The organism is Massilia sp. ST3, assembly GCF_018119405.1.
Lineage (GTDB): Bacteria > Pseudomonadota > Gammaproteobacteria > Burkholderiales > Burkholderiaceae_D > Telluria.
Window position 1 is genome coordinate 1 of the sequence record NZ_JAGPWC010000128.1, and the last position, 5,018, is coordinate 5,018.

The 5,018-nt window shown below is 70.5% G+C and carries 6 protein-coding genes; 2 read left to right on the forward strand and 4 right to left on the reverse strand.

Annotated elements, in window-relative coordinates:
- Together KBW98_RS23445 and KBW98_RS23450 are read left to right on the forward strand one after the other, a co-directional pair.
- The coding region (locus tag KBW98_RS23445) for a response regulator transcription factor (protein ID WP_229429387.1) at positions 1-755 on the forward strand (755 nt) is incomplete at its 5' end.
- Between the two features lie 88 nt (positions 756-843).
- Positions 844-1,503: a YceI family protein gene (locus KBW98_RS23450; RefSeq protein ID WP_211522583.1), complete on the forward strand. Its 660-nt coding sequence runs from the start codon at positions 844-846 to the stop codon at positions 1,501-1,503.
- Positions 1,504-1,517: 14 nt separating this feature from the next.
- Here KBW98_RS23450 and yghU read toward each other — a convergent pair whose 3' ends face one another.
- From yghU to KBW98_RS23470, 4 genes are all read right to left on the reverse strand, one after another.
- On the reverse strand, positions 1,518-2,357 hold the full coding sequence (gene yghU, locus KBW98_RS23455) for a glutathione-dependent disulfide-bond oxidoreductase (protein WP_211522584.1): 840 nt from the start codon (positions 2,355-2,357) through the stop codon (positions 1,518-1,520).
- A 155-nt stretch (positions 2,358-2,512) separates the two neighbouring features.
- A complete protein-coding gene (locus KBW98_RS23460; protein WP_211522585.1) occupies positions 2,513-3,646 on the reverse strand; it encodes a TIGR03118 family protein in 1,134 nt (377 codons plus the stop codon).
- A 77-nt stretch (positions 3,647-3,723) separates the two neighbouring features.
- Positions 3,724-4,440, reverse strand: coding sequence for a TorF family putative porin (locus tag KBW98_RS23465; protein WP_211522586.1), 717 nt, complete (start codon positions 4,438-4,440; stop codon positions 3,724-3,726).
- The coding region (locus KBW98_RS23470) for a S8 family serine peptidase (protein WP_229429388.1) at positions 4,356-5,018 on the reverse strand (663 nt) is incomplete at its 5' end. The genes KBW98_RS23465 and KBW98_RS23470, both read right to left, overlap by 85 nt.

Below are 5,018 nucleotides of genomic sequence, written 5' to 3' on the forward strand. Positions count from 1 at the left end.
CCCCCCACGCGGTGATAGTTAGCCGCAAGATCATCCGGCGCGATGCCGGCGCCGCCAAGCACCACCGCGTCGGCGGCGAAGCCGCCAACCCTACCACCGGGCTTCCCATGACAACGGCCAACACCATCGTCCTGGTGGTCGACGACAAGCCGGCAATCGCCGAGCTGCTCAAGTTCTCGCTGCACGAGGACGAGTGGATCTGGCATAGCGTGCCGAGCTTGGCGCAGGCCTGGGACTTCATCGGGCGCGAGCGCCCCGAACTGCTGCTCCAGGAATCGATGCTGCGCCAGGAAGGCGGCATGCGCCTGCTGGCGCGCCTGCGCGGCGACCGCCGCCTGCGCGAGCGTCCCGTGATCCTGCTGGCGGCCGATTGCGCCGAGGGCGAACGCGATCCGCACGAAGCGCCCGCGGCGCCGGCCCCCGAATTCATTCCCCATCCGCCCGACGAAGGCCTGGAATCGCGCCTGCTGCGCTCCGGCCGCCTGGTGCTCGACCCGCTCAGCTGCAGCGTGCGCGTGGGCAGCCACAAGGTCGAGGTGCGCCATGCCGAATACCGGCTGCTGCGCTTCCTGCTGTGCCACCCGGGCCAGGTGTTTTCGCGCGCCCAGCTGCTGGCCCACCTGTGGGACACCCCCGACACCCTCGACCAGCGCACCGTCGACGTCCACGTGCTGCGCCTGCGCAAGGCGCTGGGACGGGCCAAGTCGCTGATCAAGACGGTGCGCGGCGCGGGCTACATGCTCTCGCCGACCTGAGGCGCCTGATCACCGTTCATTTGCTTCCAGGGCGAACCGCGCCGTACACTGGGTCCTGAAGAAATCCGACGCCGCTGGTCCAGCCGACATGAAGCGCTTCCTTGCATTGCCCTTGCTGCTGGCCGCCTGTGGACAAGCGCCGACAGAGCGGGCGTCCCCAGGGCCCGGTCCAGCAGCCGAACCAGACAGGTACCGGGCAGGGCCGTCCGGGGCGGCCGCCTACGCCGTCGATCCGGGCGCCTCGTTCATCGCAGTCACGGTGCGCCGCGCGGGCCTGATGGCGTGGCTCGGGCACGACCACCTGGTGGCCAGCCACACCCTGGCAGGCCATGTCTCGCCCAAAGCGGACCGCGCCGACATCTCATTTCGCGCCGACCAGATGACCGTCGACGAGCCGCAACTGCTGCGTGAGGCCGGCGTCGCCACACGGCCGTCGCCACAGGCAGTCGAGGGCACGCGCAGGAACATGCTCGGTCCGGTGCTGGAGGCGCGGCGCTATCCGGTGGTGGTGCTGCATGCGGCACGGCTGCCGGACGGCCGCCTGCGCGCCGCCATCACGCTGCACGGCGTCACGCGTTCGCTGGATCTGCCGGCCGTGGTCCAGGTCGACGCGGCGCAGGTGAGCGCGCGTGGAACAGCGCGCCTGAAACAAACCGATTTCGGGATCACGCCGTTCTCGATCGGCGGCGGGCTGCTGTCGGTGCAGGACGAGCTGGAGGTGCGCTATAACATCGTGGCAAAGCGCTAGCCGCCCACCCTGCATCAATCGAGGTCCGAGGCCTGGTGCCGCTCCGCCACCTGCTCCTCCGGCTTGCCGCGCACCCGGTTGACCTTGCGCCCGCGGATCACCGCCGGCCGCGCCGCGATCTCCTCGGCCCAGCGCACGACATGCGTGTATTCGTGCGCCGCCAGGAATTCGGCCGCGTCATAGGCCTCGCCGCGCACCATCCCGCCATACCAGGGCCAGATCGCCATGTCGGCGATCGTGTAGTCATCGCCCGCCACGAAGCGGTGGTTGGCCAGCTGGCGGTCGAGCACGTCGAGCTGGCGCTTGGTTTCCATCGTGTAGCGGTTGATCGGATACTCCAGCTTTTCCGGTGCATACGCATAGAAATGCCCGAAGCCGCCGCCCACGAAAGGCGCGGAACCCATCTGCCAGAACAGCCAGTTCAGGGTCTCGGTGCGCGCCCGGATATCGGTGGGGAGGAAGGCGCCGAACTTCTCGGCCAGGTAGAGCAGGATCGAGCCGGACTCGAACACGCGCAGCGGCTCCTGGCCGCTGCGGTCCACCAGGGCAGGGATCTTCGAATTCGGGTTGATCTCGACGAAGCCGCTGGAGAACTGGTCGCCCTCGTTGATGCGGATCAGCCAGGCGTCGTACTCGGCGCCCGCGTGGCCGAGGGCCAGCAGCTCTTCCAGCATGATCGTGACCTTGACGCCGTTGGGCGTGCCCAGCGAATACAGCTGGAGCGGATGCTTGCCGACCGGGAGCGCCTTCTCGTGGGTGGCGCCGGCGACGGGGCGGTTGATGTTGGCGAAGGCGCCGCCGGAGGCGGCGGGGGTCCAGACTTTCGGTGGGACGTAGGGCGATTGCTCTGCCATGGCTTCTCCTGGGTGCGGATACGCGGCCGCCGCGGCGGCCGCGTAGCGAAACGGGTCGGAAAAGCATTCTAGCGGCTGCGCGAAAAGCGCGCCCTTGGCATCCCGGAAAGCGCGTCGCCGCAGGGACATGATGGCCGCTCCACCTCGGCGCCCGGCTACTGCAGCTGGATGCGGCCGTACAGGCCGCGCGCGCCATTGCCCGGGCCGGCCGTGAAGAACAGGGCGTTGCGCGACTGGGCTTGCACGCCGTTGCCGAAGGCGATGCCGTACAGGCCGTCGATCACGATGGGCGTGCGGTCGGCGCGCGCCAGGGTCCCGATCATCCTGCCGTCATGGGGACTGAAGACGTTGATCCTGCCGTCGCCCCGGTTGGCCACCAGCAGCATGTTGCTGGCCTCGCCGAAATCGGCGGGCGCGATCGCCATGCCCCAGGGCGCGTTGAGCGCGCCGCCGGTGTTGACCAGGCGCCCGACGAAGCCGCCGCCGGTCGAGAACACATTGACCAGGCCCAGGCCGGCGCCCGGCACGCGGTCGGTGCCGTTGGCGGCGCGCTGCGCATAGCTCACGTAGACGCGGTCGCCCACCGCCTGCACCCCGAAGGGCGCGTAGTTGGCGGGCAGGCCGGGGTCGACGAAGCCGCCGCCGGGCAGGGTCACTTTCTGGAACGCCGCGTCGTAGACGTCGATGCCGCCGCGGCGGAAGTCGGCGGCATACAGGAAATTCGCGCCCGCCGAGCTGCCGATTGCCAGGCCGGTATAGAAAGCACCGTTGGCGCCGGTATCCACGGCCGTCACCGCGTTGGTCCGGTTTACAGCGGGCGACCAGCCCGAGATCGTGCCCCCGAGGCCGGCGAACACGAAGGGGCTGGCGCCGGTGACGCCGTTCTGGGTCACCTTGAAGTCCTGGCTGCCGTTGAAGACGATGCCGGTGGGCCGGGCGGGGCCGCCGGCGCCGGCCGGGATCGCGACCACCAGGGTCTGGGGTACGCCGTTGCCGTCGTACAGGGTGGAAGTGGAGCTGCCCTCGTTCGACACCCAGACAAAGCCGGTGGGATTGAAGGCGATGCCCCAGGCGTTCAGCAGCCGCGGGTCGGTGTTGGCGGCGCCGCCGGCGGCCTCGGTCACCAGCGAGGTCACGGTATAGGCGCTGCTGATGGACGGCGTGGGAGGCGGCGTGACGGTCATTTCGTTGGGGTCGCTGCCGCCGCCGCAGGAGACCGCTGCGGCGGCGAAGCTGGCGCCCAGCAGGCCGGCCTTGAACAAGGCGGCCGCGCGTTGATGGATGTGCATGATGGCTCCTGTCGGGTGGGTGGGGAACGCTTACCGCCGTTAATCCCCCGCCGTCCCCGAAAGGTTCTCTTGCACCCTCAGAAGGCAAAGCTGACGCTGGCCGTCAGCGCCCGCGCGCGCGGCGCGGCCGCCAGCCGGTCGCGCTGGCGCGCCACCCAGGCCAGCTGCATCGTGCACGGGCCGGCGTCATGCGCCAGTCCCAGGCGCAGGTCGATGCGCGCGGGCCCGCCATCGTGGCCATAGGCTTCGATGCGGCGCAGCACGCCGGCGTGGCCCACCAGGCCCCAGCGCTCGCCCAGCGGATGAACGCCGTTCCACTCGAGATAGACGCCGCGGCCGGCGCCGTAGTAATCCGGCGAATAATTGGCGCGCAGGTTGCCGCGTTCCAACGCCAGGCCGGCATGCAGCTCGTGGTAGTCGTAGCGCGCGTCGTGCACGAAGCTGGTGCGGCTGGCGCCCACATCCCAGCTCATCCCGGAAGCCGTCCTGCGCGCATAACCGCCATAGGCGATCAGCTGGGCCTGGGCCGGACTATAGGCTGGATGCACGGAGGACACGAAGCCGCCCGCATACCAGCCGGACGGGCTGTCGTAGCCGACGCGCAGCTGGGCGGCGGGACGGCCGTCGCTGAGGGACAGGCCGCGCACCGCGTAGTCGGAGACCAGGGACAAGTTGGCGCTGGTCTGGGCCTGCGCCACGGAGGCGGCGCTCAGCAGGACGGATGCAAGGGCGCCGCGCAGGGCGCGGGTGCCTGGGCAGAGGCGGCGGTGACGGTGGCGGAGCGCAGGGAGCATGGGCAGACGCAGGTTCCGGCGGCACGCGCCAGCAGCGCGCATGCGTCCATACTAGCAGCTCTGGAAATTTCAGCGGCGTCGCGGTCCGGCTCTGCGGTTTCGTGCCGCGCCACGCCCGCGCGGACGCGCAAGGCCTCGCGCAGCACCGCCCCATCGGTACCCGGGCGCAACTGCACCAGCAGCGCGGCCAGGCCGCTGACGTGGGCCGCCGCATAGGACGAGCCCGAGACGAAGCCCCAGCGTCCGCCAGGCAGGCTGGTGGGGATGTCGGCGGCGGGCGCGGCGGCGGCGCTTGCCGCGATCACGCCGGGATGCGAGGCCGGAAAGCCGCCGCCAGGCCGCTGCGGGTCGATGGCGCCCACGACCAGGATGCCGCGCGCCAGGGCTGCGTCCAGCAAGGCCTGCAGCAGGCGGTCGGGCGGCCCGCCCAGGCTCAGGTTGATGATGCGGGCCTCGTGCATCAGCGCGAAGTTCAGGGCCTTGCCCAAGGTAAAACTGCTGCAGCGCGCCGCCTTGCCCTCCGTTTCCCAGCAGGCGCGCAGCGCCATCAGCCGCGCGTCGGGCGCGACGCCGGCGAT